This window comes from Clostridium polyendosporum, assembly GCF_018332455.1.
Lineage (GTDB): Bacteria > Bacillota > Clostridia > Clostridiales > Clostridiaceae > Clostridium_AY > Clostridium_AY polyendosporum.
Map to the genome: position 1 here is coordinate 54,275 of NZ_BOPZ01000009.1, position 19,415 is coordinate 73,689.

At 32.7% G+C, this 19,415-nt stretch carries 9 protein-coding genes; 2 read left to right on the forward strand and 7 right to left on the reverse strand.

What is annotated here, in order from left to right; genetic code table 11:
* Positions 1-259: 259 nt before the first annotated feature.
* The 3 genes from CPJCM30710_RS07125 to CPJCM30710_RS07135 form a co-directional block, all read right to left on the reverse strand.
* Complete coding sequence (locus CPJCM30710_RS07125) at positions 260-8,911, reverse strand: GH36-type glycosyl hydrolase domain-containing protein (RefSeq protein WP_212903482.1); 8,652 nt, start codon at positions 8,909-8,911, stop codon at positions 260-262.
* A gap of 440 nt (positions 8,912-9,351) precedes the next feature.
* Positions 9,352-10,647 (reverse strand): M18 family aminopeptidase, encoded by a 1,296-nt coding sequence (locus tag CPJCM30710_RS07130; RefSeq protein WP_407644977.1) that lies wholly within the window; start codon positions 10,645-10,647, stop codon positions 9,352-9,354.
* A 159-nt stretch (positions 10,648-10,806) separates the two neighbouring features.
* Positions 10,807-12,267, reverse strand: coding sequence for an SH3 domain-containing protein (locus tag CPJCM30710_RS07135; RefSeq protein ID WP_212903483.1), 1,461 nt, complete (start codon positions 12,265-12,267; stop codon positions 10,807-10,809).
* Between the two features lie 281 nt (positions 12,268-12,548).
* Here CPJCM30710_RS07135 and CPJCM30710_RS07140 point away from each other — a divergent pair, with 281 nt between their 5' ends.
* Both CPJCM30710_RS07140 and CPJCM30710_RS07145 read left to right on the forward strand, forming a co-directional pair.
* Positions 12,549-13,118, forward strand: a complete 570-nt coding sequence (locus tag CPJCM30710_RS07140; protein WP_212903484.1) for a LemA family protein — start codon at positions 12,549-12,551, stop codon at positions 13,116-13,118.
* A 2-nt stretch (positions 13,119-13,120) separates the two neighbouring features.
* Entirely contained in the window at positions 13,121-13,927 is an 807-nt protein-coding gene (locus CPJCM30710_RS07145) for a TPM domain-containing protein (protein WP_212903485.1), read from the forward strand.
* A 177-nt stretch (positions 13,928-14,104) separates the two neighbouring features.
* On the opposite strand, the gene CPJCM30710_RS07150 is transcribed toward CPJCM30710_RS07145, so the two are convergent.
* The 4 genes from CPJCM30710_RS07150 to CPJCM30710_RS07165 all read right to left on the reverse strand — a co-directional run bounded on the left by CPJCM30710_RS07150 (position 14,105) and on the right by CPJCM30710_RS07165 (position 19,111).
* The gene (locus tag CPJCM30710_RS07150) at positions 14,105-15,937 is read right to left on the reverse strand and encodes an LTA synthase family protein (protein ID WP_212903486.1); all 1,833 of its coding nucleotides are present in this window, start codon (positions 15,935-15,937) and stop codon (positions 14,105-14,107) included.
* A 280-nt stretch (positions 15,938-16,217) separates the two neighbouring features.
* Positions 16,218-17,594, reverse strand: coding sequence for a DUF2334 domain-containing protein (locus CPJCM30710_RS07155; RefSeq protein ID WP_212903487.1), 1,377 nt, complete (start codon positions 17,592-17,594; stop codon positions 16,218-16,220).
* 151 nt (positions 17,595-17,745) lie between these two features.
* Positions 17,746-18,468 carry an amino acid ABC transporter ATP-binding protein gene (locus CPJCM30710_RS07160; protein ID WP_212903488.1) on the reverse strand — a complete coding sequence of 241 codons (723 nt, stop codon included), beginning with the start codon at positions 18,466-18,468 and terminating at the stop codon, positions 17,746-17,748.
* Positions 18,452-19,111 carry an amino acid ABC transporter permease gene (locus CPJCM30710_RS07165; protein ID WP_212903489.1) on the reverse strand — a complete coding sequence of 220 codons (660 nt, stop codon included), beginning with the start codon at positions 19,109-19,111 and terminating at the stop codon, positions 18,452-18,454. Before CPJCM30710_RS07165 ends, CPJCM30710_RS07160 begins: the two co-directional genes overlap by 17 nt.
* Positions 19,112-19,415 lie beyond the last annotated feature (304 nt).

The following is a 19,415-nucleotide window of genomic DNA, read 5'->3' on the forward strand; positions in this document are numbered from 1 at the left end:
GTAAGATTTCACTTTGTGAAACGGCAGAAAATAAACGGGACTGAGACAAAAGTAGCCCATCTTACAATTTTATATATTATGCATTCATTTTATAACTAAAAAGACCAGTATTGAGCATTATATTGATATCTCAATACTAATCTTTTTAACTGAATTTAATGTTTTTGCAAGTGACTTAGCTAAAGTTTATCTGAAATTATTTTTGTCATGACCTCTTATTATGGAACAGCGTTTTTAGCTGCTCTGTATTCTTCTATTCTTATATTATTACTATTACCTCATGCTCTCCTTCTTCAAAAGGTATGTAATCTTTATCTAATTCCTTACCATCAACAAGTATCATCTTAATTTTAGCGTTTGTATTTATTGCTCCTTCAACTCCTGAAACATCTTTACCCTGAACAAGAGCTGTATCAATAGAAGCTGCAACCTCCATTTCATCACTTAACATACTTCCTTCTCTTTTAACTACAATATGATATTTGATATTATCTTCTTTATAAGTAATCTCATAGCTCTTCCACTGTTCAGGAATGCATGGAGTTATAGTAAAGCCTTTACCATAATACTTATTGAAGCCTAATATATTTTCCACTGCAGTCTTATACATCCATCCTGAAGCTCCTGTATACCAGCTCCAACCTCCTCTTCCTCCATGAGGCTCTTTAACATAAATATCTGCGGTCATTACGTAAGGTTCAACCTTATAAATATTACACTGGAGTTCCGAAGAGCTGTGATTTATTGGATTTATCATATTAAAATATCTCCATGCCTTATCTCCTAATTCTAATTTGGTGAAGGCTAATACTGCCCATATAGCTGCATGGGTATACTGTCCTCCATTTTCTCTTACGCCTGGTACATAACCCTTGATATATCCTGGTTCAAGCCTTGAGTTATTAAAAGGAGGTGATAATAATAAAATTATTCCCTTATCCTCTTTTACTAAGTGCTTTTCAAGAGCTTCCATTGCTTCTTTTACTCTTGAAGGCTTACCTCCACCAGTTATAGCAGCCCAGCTTTGTGCTAAGGAATCTATCTGACATTCATCATTTTTCATAGAACCTAAAGGAGTGCCATCATCGAAGTATGCCCTTCTGTACCATCCTCCATCCCAAGCATTTTTTTCAAGGTTTTCTCTTATAAACTCTCTCTTTTCTTCATATTGAACAGATTTTTCTTCATCCTTTTTATAAGAACATATTCCTTGAAACTCGCCTAGAATGTCATAGAGGAACCATCCCAGCCATATGCTTTCTCCTTTTCCTTCGTTGCCTACAGTACTCATTCCGTCATTCCAGTCACCACTGCCCATAAGAGGAATATTGTTTTTCCCAAATCTTAATCCTCTATTAAGAGCTCTAATACAGTGGTCATATATGGTTCCTTTTGTTCTCATCTCGTTGACCTCACCATATCGCTCATCTTCACCTTCGCTTAGTGGAGCATCAAAAAGATATGGAGCTTCTTCTTCAAGGATACCCCAATCGCCAGTAGCTTTTATGTATTTTGCTACTACATAAGGAAGCCATAATAAATCATCACTGAATCTTGTTCTTATACCACTATTTACTATAGGGTGCCACCAGTGCTGAACATCGCCTTCTTCATACTGTCTTGAAGCGCTCTTTAAAATCTGTTCTCTTGTGATAGCTGGATTTAATATTCCTAAAGACATAGAATCCTGAAGTTGATCTCTAAAACCATATGCTCCTCCTGATTGATAGAAGGCTGTTCTTGCCCAATATCTACAGGATAATGTTTGGTACATAAGCCATCCATTTACCATATAGTCTAAAGACTTATCTGGAGTTTTAACTTGAAGCTTTCCTAAGAAGTTCTTCCAATAATCCTTTGTTTCCTCAAGAGCTTCATCTACCTGCTGTGGATTAGAGTATTTTCTTAAAACTTCTCTAATTTCTTCAAGACTTTCATCTTGCCCTAAAGCTATAACAACGGTTTTACTGCTGTTAGGAGGTATACTAACCTTAATACAGGAAGCAAGACAAGGATCAAGTCCTCCTCCAATAAGATTAGAGAGTTTTTCCTTCTTCAATGCTAATGGACAGTTTATGTCTTCCCTTCTTCCTACAAATTCTCTTCTATCTCCTGTGAAGCTTTCATCTTCTCCTCCTATTAACTTTAGGTAAGCTTTTAAGTTGCCAAAATGAGTAGAGTATGGGTTTTGAGCCCAAATAAATCTACTTTGCTTGCTTTCTATATCTTGAGAGCTGCTATATCCCTCTTGTGATTTCTTATTTTCATCCTGTTGTGACACAGAATCAATATAACTGCTGATGTATTGAGCAGTATGCTGAGGTACTACTCCTAAAACCATTTGAGCATAGTAGTATAGTGACAGTTCTCTTGTTTCCTCACTTTTATTTGTAAGAACAATTTTATAAAGCTTCACATTATCTTTCATAGGACAAAAAGCTGTGAGTTCTCCATCAACACTATGATAGTTATGAGTAAATCTTGAGTATCCAAAACCATGTTCTATTACATATTCTCCTTCATCTCTTAATGGTTTTGGTGTTAAACTCCATGCTTCACCTTTTTTATTATCTCTTATATAAAGAGCTTCGCCTAAGGAGTCCATTACCCAATCATTATTCCATGGGGTAATTTTATTTTCTCTAGAATTTCCACACCAAGTATAGGATGAACCGCTTTCTGAAATGTGGAAACCAAAGTTACCATTTGAAATAACATTAATCCATGGTGTTGGAGTTTCCTTAGAATCTCTTAATATTATCACATAGCCACTACCATCCTTTTTAAAACCGCCATATCCATTAAAAAAGTCTAAGCTTTTCACATCATAGTTATATTTTTCACTATGATTCCACTTATTGAATTCCTTCCACTTCAATCCTTCTTCTAGGATTTCCTTACCCTCTACTGACTTAGCTGCTATAGCTGTTCTCCTCCTTGGTTTATCACAACATTTAAGTTCCTTAAGCCTCAAATAGCTCTGCCTTTGAAGCTTCTTCTCCTTCTCTTCCCATTCCTTAAGCTGATTAATAAGAGTTCCTTTTTCAGAGTTTATAACAACTCTTGCTATACCAAGTAAAAAGTTCTTCATATCCTCTCCAATAGTTGAAATACTGTGAAGATATATTCCTCCTGGTTTATTCCAAAAGTCCCTAGATGCTGAGGTATTTATCTGTTCAGTTATACTTCTCTGAACTGGTTGATCATATGATGTCTCTTCATCATTGTAGATTACTAGGTCAGCTTTAACCCCTTTACTTCTCCAATAGTAGTGTAGAGTTACAACCTGCCTCACAATATCCATATCATCCTCTGCCTTTACAAGAAGAAGGACTATAGGCAAATCACCAGATATACCATAAGGCCATAAATCTCTCTGATGCTTATTAATCTTTTTAATATACTCTTCTCTTTCTCTTCTAGAAGTATTTAAAAATAAAAGATGAGAAGTTAGTGATTGATAAAGATTAGCCTGGAAGGATTTTATACCAAGGTATCTCATCTCTAAAGCTGCCTGCTGAAGAGAACTTATAAATACTCTATCTACATTATTTACATCCTTATACTTTTTAGCTAACTCAATAACTTCTTCCTTACTGTCTCCTACTGCTGTTATGTAGTTAACCGTTACTTCACCCCTTGGAGGAATTTCTACCCTTGCTCTCATTGATATAATTGGGTCAAGTACAATTCCTGTAGTGTTTTCTAGCGGTGCATCATTATCCATAACCTTCGGATTCTTTAAGTCTCTATTTCTTCCTATAAAGTTTATTCTAGAGGTTTCATATCCTAAGGCCCCTACTTTTTCTCCTTTAATACTTACTGTCTGCATTAGATGAGGCTTTTTCTGCCCCTTAGCTCTTGGCCTTCTGCTTACAATAACACAATCTTCATCCTTATCATATTCAGAAATAATAAATAAGTTTGAGAAGGTTGGATGAACAATATCTGCATTAAAAGGAGCAAGTGTTACTTCCATATAACTTGTAACTTCAACTACCCTAGAGTGTTCTCCATGATTTTTCAAGGTTATTCTTCTTATCTCTGCATTATCCTCATTAGATACAGCAACTTCTAAAATACTCTCTATATTACCTTCCTTCTTTGTGAATAATGCCTTATCAAGAGTAAATTGTACTCCATCCGCTTCACCTTCAACTCTGCAGGGTTCAAAGGTTGCACTCCAGAATTCATTAGAGTTTAGGTTTTTTAAATAGAAGAACATTCCCCCTGATTCTTGAGTAGAATCTCCCTTCCATCTATAAACTGTCATTTCTCCTTTTTTACTTATACCACTTCCACTATTGGTTATTACTGTTGAATATGTTCCATTTGACAGCGCTAAAGTTTCTGGATTTTCTGAAATTGGTCCATATTCTCTAACTATTAGTGGTTCCTCTTCTCCTTTGATTTCAGGAAGCTCAAATTCCTGCTTTCTTGTGAAGATTTCATGATAATATGGCTTTTCTTGAAGGAGAAGTTCATAAGCTTTAACCTGAGGTCTTCTATGAAATCTTTCTTGAAGTATGTTATCCTTTAGGAAATTATCTAACGCCATAAGAATCATACCCTGATGATGTACCATAAAACACTTTACAGGTACTTCCTTTCTTCCCTTTGGCACTCTCTCTTGAGTATAATCTAAAGCTTCATAGAAACCATATCTCCCCATCATACCTTTATTCGAAAGCTCTCTAATATTTTCTAAAGAAGTCTTTGGTTCAACTGGTAATGCCATTACTGTTGAATATGGAGATACAACAAGCTCATCTACGAGTCCTCTTTTTAAGCCTATACCTGGTACTCCAAAGGCTTTATACTGATAGTTCATAGCAGCATCAAAATGATAATAAGCGGATTCTGAAATACCCCAAGGAATCTTTCGACTATGAGCATATTTCTTTTGTGCAGCTATAACTGATCTATAGGTTACATCCCAAAGAGTTCCCTCATAACATTTCATTATTAGAGCAGGCATGAAATATTCAAACATAGTACCACTCCATGATACCAAGCTCTTTAAACTAAAAGAGGTTGTCATAGCTCTTCCTAGCTTGAACCAATGGTCATACTCTACATCTCCCTTAGCTATAGCAACAAAGGAAGCAGCTCTTGCTTCTGAGGCTAAAAGATCATAACAACTGCTGCCTAAAGTTTCATTTTCCATATCATAACCTATGGCAAATATCTTTCTATGAGAGTTGTATAAAACTTTAAAGTCTGTTTCTGAAGCAAGCTTTTCAAGATTTGTCTTTAATTGTTCTATTCTTATAAGCAGCTTATTTACCTGTTTTATTCCCTTTTCGAGATACTTTATTTTTTCATCCTTCTTAGATTCATTCACATAACAGTTTAAAACCTTTGCAAGATTATCTGTTGATGTTTCTGTTAACAGCTTATTTGCTTTTTCTTCTGTTTCACACCATGGAGCAAGTTCTGCTAACTCTCTAAGTTTAAGAACTACTTCTTTTTTCAACTTAGTTACCCAATAAAGGTTCTCATGAGATTTTTTCTGTTCTATATCAAGGCACTTATCTAATACATCCTTCAATAGTTTAATATAATTTTTAATATCAAAAGGCTTATCTAAGATCATATTTTTTTCATATGTAAATATCTCTTTATCGCTTATCTCCTCTTCTACAAGGGTTATTGTATCTATTAGTGCCTTTTGGCTTTCTATACTTATTAATGGAGCTTTTATATAGTCCTTTAAGGATTCTTCTATAACCCATAGATAACCTACAAGATTTCCACTATCTACAGTAGAAACATATCTTGGCCACAGCGGTCTTTTAGTTCTTGTATCATACCAATTTAGAAAATGACCATGGTACTTTTCTAAGGTTTCCATATTATCTATACTCTTCTCAATTCTATCTACTACTTCTGTAAGAGGTAAATATCCTAGATCATGAGCAACTAAGTTTGAAACTAAGCCCATTGCTATATTAGTTGGTGAAGTTCTATATGCAACTCCGTTATTAGGATCCTCTTGAAAATTATCTGGTGCAAGATAATTATTATCATCATTTACAAAGTCTTCATAATATGCCCAGGTTCTTCTTGAAAGTTCTCTAAGCAATCTATGATCTTCACCTGAAACCTCTCTCAAAGAAGCTTGATCTATGTCTTCTTTACTTACTACATAGGCAGTTAATGGGCTTAAAATCCACAGTATAGCTATAATCAGATTAGTTACTCCAACTTCTATGGATTTATTAAAAGTAAGTAATAAATATGCAATGCCTATTAAACTAGAACCCCACATATACTTTAGGTAGCTTACAAGATTATTCCTACAATTAGCTTCTACATCTTCAGCTGTCTGCCATTCTAAAAGATTTGTCTTTGATATACTTAATCTATAAACTGTTCTTATTATGGCATCTATCATCAATATACACTGGTTAGGTAAAAAGGATACGGTAAGAAATATCTGTTTCAAACTCTTAACAACAGTCCGCTGACGCTTCTTAGGAGTTATAACTAAATCAGTAAAAGCAAAGACAGCTATAGATAGTACTGCTAAAAAAACAAATGTAGACCAATACTCTCCATTGGTTAATAAAAGAGTCGTTAAAAATAAGCCTACTACAACCCAGGGAGCCACAAGACTTCTTCTAATATTATCAAAAATCTTCCACTTAGAAAGAGCTCCAAGTTTATAACTAAATAACCATGGAATCAACTGCCAGTCTCCTCTTACCCAACGGTGAAGTCTTGAAGCATTTGCCTTATAATGTGCTGGATAACCATCTACCAATTCTACATCTGTTAATAATGCACATCTTGTATATTCTCCCTCTAAAAGATCATGGCTTAAAATTTTATTTTCAGGCAATTCTTCTTTAAGTATTCTTAGAAAGACATCTATATCAAGGATACCCTTTCCTGTAAATATTCCTTCTCCAAAGAGATCTTGATATGTATCTGAAGTAGCAGTGGAATATATATCTATTCCTCCATCTCCAGCAAATATCCTTGAGAAAAGAGTTTTCCTTGCACACTGGATATTTACTCCAATCTTCGGCTGCATTACACCATATCCTCTTAAAACTATGTTAGCTTCATTAACTATAGGTTTGTTAAGTATGTGACTCATGGCACAAATCATTTTCTTAGCAGCTCCCATAGGAAGTATAGTATCTGCATCAAGAGTTATGATGTACTTTGCTTTTGTAAGAGGTTCTATATCGCTGCTTATTACAGAATAACTAGTTTTTTTATCTCCCCTTAAAAGAGACATAAACTCCATAAGCTTTCCTCTTTTTCTCTCCCATCCCATCCATACATTCTGCTTAAGATTAAAGCGCTTTTTCCTGTTAAAGAAATAAAAATGTGGTTCTTTTTTAGAGAAATATTTTAAATTAAGTCTTCTTACCTCCTGAAGCCCTTTTTGATTTATGACATCTTCTCCTTTTTCCCTTTCTTGATGAGAATCCTTAAAATCACCTAAAAGAGCAAAATACAGATTATTATCCCTGTTAGCAAGATAATACACTTCTAAATAATCTATTAACTCCTTGGTTCTAGCCTCACTACTTAATATAGCTGGTATCACCACTACGGTTCTACTTTTATCAGGTATTCCATCGTTATATTCAAGCTTTGGAAGAAAACTAGGTCTAAAAAGTCTACAGGTACTCCAATTTATAATTCCTATAACAAGTTCTGTTATAGGAATTAATACTACAATTGCTCCAACTACCTGTTCTAATACTGTTACTCTATAATTTGCAGTATTAGAAATTCCTATAACTAAAGCTTCAATTATTAATGTAAGTACAAATATTAAAATAATGAATTTTCCAAAAGAAGCTCCTTTCTTTTTTGAAAAATATCCATAGTTCTTTTCTAACTCATATGTACCACTATCCATAAGATAATACCCTACATGACTTTTGTATTCTTCCTCGTTTAATCCTTTTGAAAGTTCAGAAAGCTGAATAGCTTTTTCTGCAACCTTCCACTCTTCTTCCTTAACTCTTCTACTGATTTCTTCTAATCGATGCCTGTAATAGTCCTTTGATGTAAAATCCATATGAGGATAAGTGCCTTGTGGATCTTTCTTTAATATTTTTTCTACTCTAGATACTTTCTGAAAAACCACTCTCCAACTTATTGAATCAATGGTTCTTAAGGAAGTTATGTAGTTTCCAATTGCAATCTGAAGCTTTCCTTCCTCAAGGTGCTCTCCTATGATGATATCCTCAACTTCTTGTGTATTTTCCTCTTTATCACACTTTTGCGAGCATTTTTTCATTCTACCTCTTGCAAAGCTATATATTTCTTCTTTATTAATAGAATTATCTCTTAGAACTCTTATGAACTTTTCTATAGATTCAGGTGAAAAACACACATCACCGATTGATAACTCTTCTAACATTTCATCTAAATTATTATTGTTATAGGCATGAATGATTTTATATGCAAGCTCTTCTCCTTTTCTTTTTTCCTTTTGAATATAAGCAAGTTTTTCAGATATCAATCCTATACCTTCAATTAATCCTACTCTTAACATTAGGGGGAATGCCCACAACTCTCCTAAAGTGAGATAATGCTTTTTATCCAAATCATTAAGAAATGGAATAACAGCTTTTTCTTCAATAAACCCCTCGGATTTCTTTAGATATTCTTTTGCTAGTACATATACTCTCGGGCAAGAATTTTCACCTTCTACTAAGGGAAGATTTTCGAAATAACTCCAGGGCATATTGATCTTTATTGTCTTATACTCTTTTTCTATAAGATAAATATTATCTAATAACCACTCTGCTGAAGTTACAATCTCCCTATTCTCTCGGACTTGAGAGTTTATGTATTCATAGTTGTTGAGAATCCTATTATAGTTTTCCTTTAAGGTGTAGATAATTCTTCTTCTGCAACTTGCTGAATCCAATATCTTCATATCTACTCTTCCCTTTCCATTTTTGTTGTTACACCATAGTTTTTCCCTATAATTTTAAAATTATAAGATAGGATTAAATATAACTGAACAGTCATTAAGCTACTTGATTATACACAGGTTTACGGTGTGAAAGGGTATCAAATAAAATCTATCTCACTTATTACGTCATACAACCTGCTGTAAAAAGACCTTCTATAGAAGCTACTTCTCCATGGCTAAATTATGTTTGTGCATGCTATCTGTAGAATTTAGAAAATAAAAAAATCGTAATTGCATTATAATAGCTTCAAACTGCTATATAATATACAATTACGATTTAATGTATTTATTGAAGTAATCTTACCAAAATTTAATATGCATTATTTCCCCAAGCGGACCCACTCCAGCCTACAGAAGTTGAAGAATGTCACTCTTTAGTAAGGTCAACTTACTTTATAAAATTATAATTTTAAAAATTCCTCAAAGGACTTAACACAATAATAGTGGTCCTTAACGCCACCAAGCTCTCTTATTGAATGCATTGAAAGTATTGGTGAACCCATATCTACTGAACGTATATGCAGATGTGTTGAGGATAGTGGTCCTATAGTAGATCCTCCCCTTAAGTCTGATCTGTTAACAAACTTCTGCACTGGAACTCCTGCTCTTCTGCATATTTCTTCGTATACAGCAACAGAATTAGAATCTGATGTATAACTTTGAGAAGCCGCAATCTTTATAACTGGACCTCCGTTTACTACTGGTCTTAAAACAGGATCATGTTTTTCTCCAACGTTTGGATGTACTGCATGAGCAAGATCTGCAGATATTAAGAAGGATTTTGATAGTGCTCTGAAGAATTCCTCTCTTCCTTTTCCTAGGGAAAGCGCTATTCTCTCAAGTATGTGTGATAGCAACTCTGAATCTGCTCCTTGTTTTGTGGAACTTCCTACTTCTTCATTGTCAAAACAAACTACAACGTTTGTAGCCATATTAACTGAAGTGTTTATAAGTGCCTTAATTCCAGCATGAACCATTGAAAGATCGTCTAGTCTTGAGGATGATATAAGCTCCTCATTTAACCCCATGATACATCCTTTTTCAAATTCATAAAGAAATAAATCAAAATCTAAAATATCTTCTGCCTTAACCTTTAGCTCATCTGCAATTAAGTTTAGCAGATATTTATTTTTCTCGAGCTTTTCATTTACCACTGCTAACAGGGGAATGGTATCCTTTTGACGATTGATTTTAAACCCTTCATTGATTTCTCTGTTCATATGTATAGCTAAATTCGGTATAACCAGTATTGGTTTGTTTATATTTACAAGCTTTGATTCAGGAAACAATGGATTTTTACTTCTTAATGTAACTCTTCCTGCAATAGATAAGGGCCTATCAAACCAGGTACTTAAAATTGGGCCCCCGTAAACTTCTGTATTTAACTTAACATAAACGTCTTCTGAAACCATCTCTGGTGATGGCTTTATTCTAAAGGATGGTGAATCAGTATGAGCTCCTATGAGTTTAAAACCATACTCTTCTATCTCTCCCTTACCAACCACAAAAGCAATAACTGCTGAATCATTTTTTGTTATAAAATACTTTCCTTCTTTTTTTAAATGCCATTTTTCTTCTTCCCTAAGTTCTTTAAAGCCTTCCTTTTGCAGTATATTCTTTACATTTTTCACTGCATGAAAAGCAGATGGGCTATGATAAAGAAAATCTATAAGCTCCTGTGCTAATTTTTTTTCCATGACTATCACCTCGTATAATATGATTAGAGTTTTCTTAAACCCTACCAACTAAAGTGGCATGATTCTTAGATAATCCCTCTTAATCAAAATATTATATTTTAATTTTCCCGTAAAAAGCAAGACCATACTGACATAATGACAATATGATCTATCTATATACTAGTTTAATACTCTAACAAAATCAGAATTTACGTAACCTTCGTTAGTTCCTGTACTTGTATTAAACTCAACTTTATACCATCCATTTTCTACTCCTGTTATTTCAACCTTTGTATCATTTAAAAGATATCCTTCAACATCATAATTTACACTAGGTCCTGTTCTTACAGTAAGATTAGTAGATATGTCCGTTACTATACCCTTCTTACTGATTGCCTTATTTTCAGAAGAAAGAGTTATACCGCTGCCAGTTTTAATATAATTCTTAAAGGCATATCCTTCTATTCCATTAGCATTTAGTAAATACCAATCTCCATACTCTTCCTTTATATCTACCTCAGTATCATTTAAAAGATATCCTACAACATAATAATTTACACTGGGTCCTGTTCTTACAGTAAGATTAGTAGATATGTCCGTTACTATACCCTTCTTATTGATTGTCTTATTTTCAGAAGAACGAGTTATACCGCTGTCAGTTTTAATATAATTCTTAAAGGCATATCCTTCTATTCCATTAGCATTTAGTAAATACCAATCTCCATACTCTTCCTTTATATCTACTTCAGTATCATTTAAAAGATATCTAACTATACTATAATCCTTACTAGGTCCACTTCTCAAAATTAAGGCTGAATCTACTTCTACCTTTCCTTTCTTTATAGAAGATTTTTGATTATTTGATGTACTATTGCTTGAAACTTTACTATTACCTTGTAGTCTACGATTGGACTGTGAATTGCTCACTGCTTGTCCATTAATTCCTGTTACCTCATTTGAAACTGCTGTACTATCAGCCACTTTATAATTGTTAGCTGATGAAATAGCTTTCTTAAAATAAACCCACAAGTCTGGTCTATCTTCTATCATCATTTTGGGACATATTTTTCTTGATACATCATAATGCCTTATTACATTTGATGCTGGTATCTTATATTTTTCCATTAAATATTTTGTTAAAGCGATTCCATTTTCCAAAGTTTTGTCAAAGTTGTTATCAGGATTTACACATAACTCAATTCCAATTGTATTTAAATTACTTACAAGTGGATTATCTCCATCTCCAACATGCCAACCATACCAGGTATCTTCAAGAACTTGAATTATATTACTCTGATCAACAGTATAATGAGCTGAAGCTTTAGCTTCTGGATCATTAGCGAAGTAATTTCTATTTGCCATTGCATTAGATCCAAACTGTCTGTTATCTGTATCGTGAATTACTATATATTGGGGAACAATTGTAACATCAGCTAAATAGTTGATGTTTATAAGCTGCTTATTTACCTTAATCCCATTTATTACAGGAGTATTATCTCTCTTATTTCTAATTTTTTGTACATTAACTGATTTACCTAAATTATTATTTTCATTTGCTAAAACAGTCATCGTCTCTTTTGTAATACCACTTGCGACAATGGATGAAGATAATAATAGAGCTGTTAAAACCTTTTTTTTCATGCTAAGTACCTCTCACACCTATTATTAGTAATATTATACCATCTCGTGTAATATAAATGGTAAATAGGTGTAAACTTTAACAATAAGTTCATGTTTATTTTTCCGTTTCATTATGATTAATTTTTAACAATCTATCCTATAAAATTAAAGATAAATAATACATTATTATCAATGGTTCTATAACTTTTACAATAATTACCTCGGTATAATATGTAAAAAATTGTATACACTATATACATTCTTTAAATGTATTATGCCAAATATAAGGAGTGAGTGATATTATGAATAGAACTTTAAAAACTATACTTATAATACTAGCTGTATTAGCAGTATTAATACTGCCTGTTATCAGTAGTTATAACGGTTTAGTTAGCTTAGATCAAAAAGTGAAATCAGCAGAATCAAATATTGATACTCAACTTCAAAGAAGATCAGATTTGATCCCAAATCTAGTTGAAACTGTTAAGGGATATGCGGCACAGGAAAAACAAATTTTTGCGGACATAGCTAATGCAAGAAGCAAACTAGCAGGAGCTCAAAATATTACAGATAGAGCAAATGCAGATAGTCAATTATCTTCAGCCTTATCAAGACTTTTAGTGGTGGTTGAGAATTATCCAGATTTAAAGTCAAATCAAAACTTTAGAGATTTATCTGTAGCTTTAGAGGGTACAGAAAATAGAATTGCAATAGCAAGACAGGACTATAATAAATCTGTAGATTCATATAACACTAGAGTTAGGAGATTTCCAGGTTCAATAATTGCAGGAATATTTAGATTTGAAGAAAAACCTTATTATAAAGCAGCTGAAGGAGCAAAAGAAGTTCCTAAAGTTAACTTTACAAAATAAATATGTTAAAAACAAATAAAGGTTTTAAATTACTATCTAGTATCCTAATTCTAGTGGCGATACTTTTTTCTATCTCAGTTAAAGCTGAGACGAATTTCCCCAAGCCCACTAACCTTAAGTATGTAAATGACTATGTAGGGGTGTTAGATGAACCTACTAAGGAATACTTAGTTTCAGTAGGAAAAGAACTCGAAGATAAAACTAGTGCTCAATCAGTAGTTGTAATTATTAACTCTTTAGAAGGAATAGATATCGAATCTTATGCAAATCAATTATTTAGAACTTGGGGTATAGGTCAAAAAGATAAAGATAACGGTCTTTTAATACTTATAGCTATTGATGATAGAAAGTGGAGAGTAGAGGTTGGAAGAGGTCTTGAAGGAGCCGTTCCAGATATCTACTCTGCTAGAGTTATGGACCAAGTAGCAAAACCTTCTTTTAAAAATGGGGATTTTAACGAAGGTATTAAGAATTCTTATTCTATTTTTGCAGATAGTATAGCTAAAGAATATAATGTTACCCTTGAAAAAAATCTCAATATAACGATGCCAAACACACAGAGTAGCCAAGGTAATGGAAGAGGAACTTCTATGGTTGTATATATTATATTGGGACTACTAGCTGCTGACCTTATTTTTAATAGAGCAAGAGTTATTAGAACTTTAATCAAGATATTATTTTGGAGCTCTTTTTTCAGAGGTCCACGAGGTGGCGGCGGTGGATTTGGCGGCGGTGGAAATTCCGGTGGTGGATTTGGTGGTTTTGGCGGTGGTTCTTCCGGCGGAGGTGGCTCTTCTGGAGATTGGTAGCCCGCATCATTTTCTCTCAATATAAGATTAGATTAGTAATTAGTATATTATAAAAAAGTTTAAGATAGAGTCTATTTCTATATAGTGTGCTACAAAGCCAAAATCTCTATAATTTACTCATACAAAAAAAGATTGCAACCCAGTAACTTAATTAAATTACTAGATTGCAATCTTATATTATTTTTCAACTTGTTTTAAGTAATTTCCCCTTATAAATTCATCCGCAACTTTTAAAGCATTGTTGAGGAGTGATTCCTCTTTTTCGTCTTTAGGCAAACCTACTACCTGTCCATAATTTAATACAGTAGCATTTCTTTCTGTATTTACAAGGACTCTCCCCATCGTACTGTTCTCGAATTTACTTCTATCAACGCCCATAATATACGCCACTGTTGGCATAATATCAATCTGGCCACCGAATTTATCGATTGTCTCTCCTTTTAGTTCAGGATTGTATATAATAAATGGCACTTTTTTATCATCCTTTTGCCACCAATCTCCCTCAAGCTTAACCTCCTTTAAACGATCTGGATAGAACTTATGCACTCCTGTATGATCACCATATATAACTATAACAGAATTTTTAAGCTGTCCCTGATCATCTAGCTTTTTTATAAAAGCCCCTATCTGTTCATCTGTATATCTTATACTTTGAAAGTAAGCTCCAAGAATAGTTTTATCAAATTCTTCTGGAAGACTTAAGTATTTATATTTTTCAGGCATATCAAAAGGACCATGACTTGTTAATGTAACCATATAAGCATAAAATGGCTGTTTTTGATTTTTAAGTTTATCTGCAATCTGTCTTAAGTAAGAACCATCTGACATTCCTAAACCTATTTGTTCATCAACATTAAATTGATGTATGTCCCATATTTCATTAAAGCCTAAAGAGCCTTTATGAGCTTCTGCCCAGTTCCAATTTCCTGCTACCTCTGGATGAGTAGAAATTGAATGATATCCTTTCTCTCCTAAAAGCCTTGGCAGCGACGTATACTTTGTAACTGGATGATTGAAGAAGGTACTACCGTCTCTTATAGGCAATATCCCGGTATTAACCATAAGATCCGCATCAGAACTTGTCCCAACATTGTTTTGCTCATGTATACTATTAAAATATAATCCGTTATTTATTAATCTATTTAGATTTGGGGTTATCTCCTGACCATAAACTTTCTGTCCTACAACAAAGTTTTCTAAAGATTCTACTTGAATAAATATTACATTTTTTCCTTCCATCATTCCTTTATATTTGTTGTCTGGAAGGTTTTCCTTATTACTTTCAAACCAAGATTTAATATTATTGACTTCTTTATTATCAAGCTTTACAGCATTTTTCTCATATATTGCTTTATAAATATCATATCCATGATATCCTAAAGGACTCATGTTAGACATTGTTTGAAATGGTGCCCAAGCTACTTGAAACAGCATTTTTTCCCCATTCGTTGCATTTTTAATATCTATATAATAGTGTGATGAAATAATTGTTATTACTGAAAATACAAAAGTAAATGCAAAGGCAAAAGTTTGTCTTTTTACTGATACCTTTTTCTTCCCCTGTCTAATATAAATTAAAGCAATAGCTATAAAGTCTATAAAGAAAACTACATCTATCGGTTGAACCAAAAATAAATTTTTCCCTAATGGATTAAATATATCAGGGTACAATATGTGTCTAAAAGATAAAAAGGTTCCATTTGCTCTAAAATACCAAATATCAAATAAAAGTAGAAAACTAACTACCATATTTAATAATATAAGATAAATATTTCTCCCTTTTCTTTTAAATAAAAAGCTAAAACTTACTACTAAAACCACAAATGCAATATGTGCCCACATAGGTGGTGGAGTAAAATACATCCTTTCAAAATCTAAGGACGAAGAATTTTGAGTTCTTAACATTGCCAAAAAAAACATGGATTTTATCATTATGACTAATGCTGCTGCTATTACAGTTAAGTATTTGTATATGCAGCTGTTTAGGCACTCTCTGCTCTTTTCCTTCATCTCTACCTCTCCTTTTTCTCTTTCCTTTTGTTCTTGTTTGCAGTCATTTCACAAAGTGAAATCTTGCTAAGAATGAGAGGGTTCAATACCCTTTCATTCTTATTTATCTTAACTAAATAATTATATATTAACTAACTTAATAATACTATAACTTTGTATTTTAATTGTTGACATACTGTAAATTCCAATAAAATATAAAAAAGTAACGATGTCTTTAATCTTAAGCTTTATTTATAAAAGCTCCAAATCCTAGACTCGTTACTTCATACAATTTTTAATATTATCTTATATCTGTTATAAAACTCATTTTATAACCTCTTTTTTCGAGTTCATCTATTATTCTTTTAAGAGGAGCATTCTCATCGTACTGAAATTTCGGTATTCCATCCTCTTCTGTTAAATTTATATACCTATACTCTAACCCTGGATGATAAAAAAGACTTGCTATAGTGTTAGGAGAAAGATTTCTTATTCTACTTATCATCTCATTCGTTCCATTTTGCTTTACATAATCAAGTGGAGTAGTTAAGTAATAACTTTTATTATTATTAGGACTCTTTAATGGTTGATTACTGTAAACTGAGTTATTTCTACTATCTTTAAATGGATGATATATATATGTAAAATAGTCTTCTAAAGCCTTATTTTGTTCTGCAGTTATAGCATAATGTGGGGTTTCAAAGAAAGTGATTGGTATATCTAAATCTTTTGCTATCTTTATTGCAGCCTCTACTCTTTGCCTAAAGTCCTCTACATCTGGATCATCTGGTCCAAACTCAGTTCCTAAAAGTGAATACTCACTCCCTCTTTGGTGAGTATATCCATGAAGACCAATTTGTCCTCCATGATAGGTAATGTAATCGAGGGTATAAATAAAATCTGCAATAGAAAAACCATTTTCTTTAGAAGGGTCTACATCTACATTTATCTTTGGCGCTTTATATCTTGGTACCCAAGCTATATGATAAGGTACACTCCTATCATTTAGAAATCTTGCCATAACTCTAAGTCTCTCACATTTCTCATCATCTTCTGGATCATTTGAAGTAGCTATATCCTCTAACCTTAAGAATCCCATAGTTTCAAGCTTTGATTCATATTTCTTTTGAGCTAATTTTTCCTTATTTACATAAGCTTTTATTGTCTTGCTATCATGATTCCACCTAGTGTGAAAATTCATCATGTTTGAAAAGTCAATAAATGAAATATAATATATTCCTTCTTTTTTTATAATATCTTTCTTAAGTCTAATCTCTTTACCGTTATTATCTTTAAATATATTATTATTTAAATCTATTTTTGATTCTTCGTTAAAAACCTTTAGATTAAGAACCCCTTTCTTCTCTTTTAACTGTCCACCTAATTTATCAATAATTTCTGTAAGAGGAATATAATACCTATTTTTATCAATATAAATTGGCAGTTTAAGTGCTAGTTTATTACCCTCTATATTAAGATTTATATTATCCTTTTGCATATTAAGCCCACTAAACTTTTCATAATCTATTTTACTTATCTTTTTATGCATAAAATTAATATCAATTGGACTAGACACTTCTTTCTCACCATCTGCTTTCTGAACATTACATCCTGCAGCAGAGATACTGAACATAAAAACAATCAGATATTTTACTAATTTAATCACTAAAGATATCATTAAATCACCTCAATTAGATAAACTACTTTTTAGTATATTATTTAATGATACTCCTTTATTCAGAAAAGTATAGCATCTATTATTCTCATAAATAAAAAAATCATGGTTGTGATTAAAACACAGCCATGATTCAAACTACTTTTTGTCCAAATTATAGAACCTTTGAAAGAAAATCCTTTGTTCTTGGATGCTGAGGATTTGTGAATATTTGATCAGGAGTTCCTTGTTCTACTATGTTTCCTCCATCCATGAATATTATTCTATCCCCAACTTCTCTTGCGAAACCCATCTCATGTGTTACCACTACCATAGTCATTCCTTCTGCTGCAAGTCCCTTCATAACGTTTAGTACTTCCCCTACCATTTCTGGATCTAGAGCTGAAGTTGGTTCGTCAAAAAGCATAACATCGGGTTCCATAGCTAATGCTCTTGCAATAGCTATTCTTTGTTTTTGTCCACCTGAAAGGGATGCTGGATATGCATTTGCTTTCTCTTTTAAACCTACTTTCTCTAGAAGCTTAAAAGCTATAACTTCAGCATCCTCCTTTTTCATTCCTTTTACCTTTATAGGTGCTAAAGTAATATTATCAAGAACAGTTTTGTGTGGGAAAAGATTAAACTGTTGAAACACCATTCCCATCTTTTCTCTTATTTTGTTTATATCAATCTTCTTGTTAGTTATTTCATTATCTTCAAATATTATTTCACCGTGAGTTGGTTCCTCAAGCAAGTTAAGACATCTTAAAAAGGTGCTTTTTCCAGATCCACTAGGTCCTATTACAACAACCACTTCTCCCTTTTTTATAGTTTCAGTGATTCCCTTTAAAACCTCATTTTTGCCGAACTTTTTATGAAGATTACTGATGCGTATCACTGACTTTCAACCTCCTCTCAAATGTTCCTAGAACCTTGGATAATGAGAATGTCAGTACAAAATACATAACCGCTGCAATAATAAGAGGTTCGAATGGAAGTGCTGTATTTCCTCTCACTGTATCAGCATTGTACATAAGTTCTGATATTCCTATTATTGATACTATTGATGATTCTTTTATAATAGTTATAAATTCGTTTCCTAATGCAGGTAATATGTTTTTAAATGCTTGAGGTATGATTATGTATCTCATTGTCATTATGGGATTCATTCCTAAGCTTCTTGCAGCTTCGGTTTGTCCCTTATCAACTGCAGTTATACCTGCTCTTATTATTTCCGCAACATATGAACCACTGTTTATGGAAAGAGTTATTATACCAGCTAACATATCTGGTAATCTAATTCCTAATGCAGGCAATCCATAGTAGATAATATATAACTGTACAAGTATCGGCGTTCCTCTTACAAATTCAATATAAACTGAAGCCAAAAATTTTAATGGCTTATACTTGGACAATTTCATAAGACTTAGGAAAAGACCAATTATACTACCGAATATAACTGTAAAAAATGCTAAGAGTATAGTATATTTTGCTCCATTTAGAAAAAATAAGTAGTACTTAGATAAAAAACTAAAATCCACGCTCATTACCTCCCTTATCTAATAAAATTTAATAGGCATCGAGCCTGTTAAGTTTTGCGAGATTTCATTTGTGAAATGACATCAAATAAATATATACAAGTTTAATGTTTAATAAACTTATGAAAGCACATTCATATTTTAGCACATTTTTTATTTAATAAATTTTAATAAACATCATATATTTCACTACGCCATTCTTATGATACTGCCCGTCCCAAAACAAATCAAGTGTAATTTATTCCACGGTATTCTTGTATATGTATTCAACTTCATAACTAAATTTACAGTTCAGGATATATAAGTT

Bases quoted from the DNA above. Each gene is read 5' to 3' on its own strand.
- CPJCM30710_RS07130 (WP_407644977.1), bottom strand. From the start codon at position 10,647: ATGGAAAAAAAATTAGCACAGGAGCTTATAGATTTTCTTTATCATAGC.
- CPJCM30710_RS07140 (WP_212903484.1), top strand. From the start codon at position 12,549: ATGAATAGAACTTTAAAAACTATACTTATAATACTAGCTGTATTAGCA.
- CPJCM30710_RS07135 (WP_212903483.1), bottom strand. From the start codon at position 12,267: ATGAAAAAAAAGGTTTTAACAGCTCTATTATTATCTTCATCCATTGTC.
- CPJCM30710_RS07150 (WP_212903486.1), bottom strand. From the start codon at position 15,937: ATGAAGGAAAAGAGCAGAGAGTGCCTAAACAGCTGCATATACAAATAC.
- CPJCM30710_RS07125 (WP_212903482.1), bottom strand. From the start codon at position 8,911: ATGAAGATATTGGATTCAGCAAGTTGCAGAAGAAGAATTATCTACACC.
- CPJCM30710_RS07145 (WP_212903485.1), top strand. From the start codon at position 13,121: ATGTTAAAAACAAATAAAGGTTTTAAATTACTATCTAGTATCCTAATT.
- CPJCM30710_RS07155 (WP_212903487.1), bottom strand. From the start codon at position 17,594: ATGATATCTTTAGTGATTAAATTAGTAAAATATCTGATTGTTTTTATG.